The organism is Mesorhizobium sp. M1E.F.Ca.ET.063.01.1.1 (genome assembly GCF_003998155.1).
Lineage (GTDB): Bacteria > Pseudomonadota > Alphaproteobacteria > Rhizobiales > Rhizobiaceae > Mesorhizobium.
The window spans coordinates 1-901 of the sequence record NZ_RZSC01001309.1; the positions used below are offsets into that span (position 1 = coordinate 1).

At 66.0% G+C, this 901-nt stretch carries 1 protein-coding gene; it reads right to left on the reverse strand.

Annotated features, from left to right (window positions below):
• Positions 1-841: metallophosphoesterase (locus EOA29_RS38160; RefSeq protein WP_127222499.1), on the reverse strand; the 841-nt coding region annotated here is incomplete at its 3' end.
• Positions 842-901: the final 60 nt, after the last annotated feature.

Genomic DNA, 901 nt, shown 5'->3' on the forward strand with positions numbered 1-901 from the left:
CGTAAATGCGTTTTGCCGGATCCCAGCGCTCCGTCGAAAAAGTGTCCCAGCCATAATGCTGGAACAGGATCACCGGGCGGCCGTCGCCGGCATAGGTCGCCAGATCCTGCTTCAGCCACGGCAGGCTGCTCATCGCGCCATGGCCGGTGTCGCCGGCGAAACGATGCGTCTGGACGAGATGCAGGCCGCCCCAGTCCCAGGAATAGCAGTCGGTGTCGACGTCGTACTCGGTTGCCGGCACCGGCGGCTTGAAGAACACGCCGGGGCGATGGTTGACCTCGACATAGTCGCGCAACTCGCGCCGGTACCAGTCGACATGCGGCGGCGAGCCGTTCTGGTCGAGGTCGTGATTGCCGAGGCCGACATAGACCGGAATGTGGACGCGGTCCGGCCCGATGCCTTGCTGGTAGCGCTGGCTGAACTGCAGGAGTTGCGTGCCTTCGCTGGGCTCGGTGACCTGGCCGCCGCCATCGTCGGTGATGTCGCCGCCGGTGACGAGGCCGAGCGGCGTGCCGATGCGTGTGCCGGCCGAATGCAGGCCGGTTGCGACACCGCCGATCTCGACCGGCCATTTCTTGTCGGCGATCGCATTCAGCGCCGCGACGTTGCGCAGAAGTGCGGCGTCGGTCTTGCCCTCCTGCGCGCAATGCGGGCTGAGCCCGCTCGCCATGCGGCAGGCATGGATGTCGGCGATGAACAGGAAGGTTGCGTCGATCGGCTGGATGCGCCGGCCGGTCTGGGCGAAGGCCGAGCGCGGCAGGGCGCAAGTCGCGGCAAGGCCAGCCGCCAGGCCCAGGAAATCGCGGCGGGACAAGAATGCCGAGGACAGGCGATCCATCATCGCTCGATTGAACATTTTCAGCGCCCCATCGTCCAGATCGGCGGTCCATGGGCTTTTTAA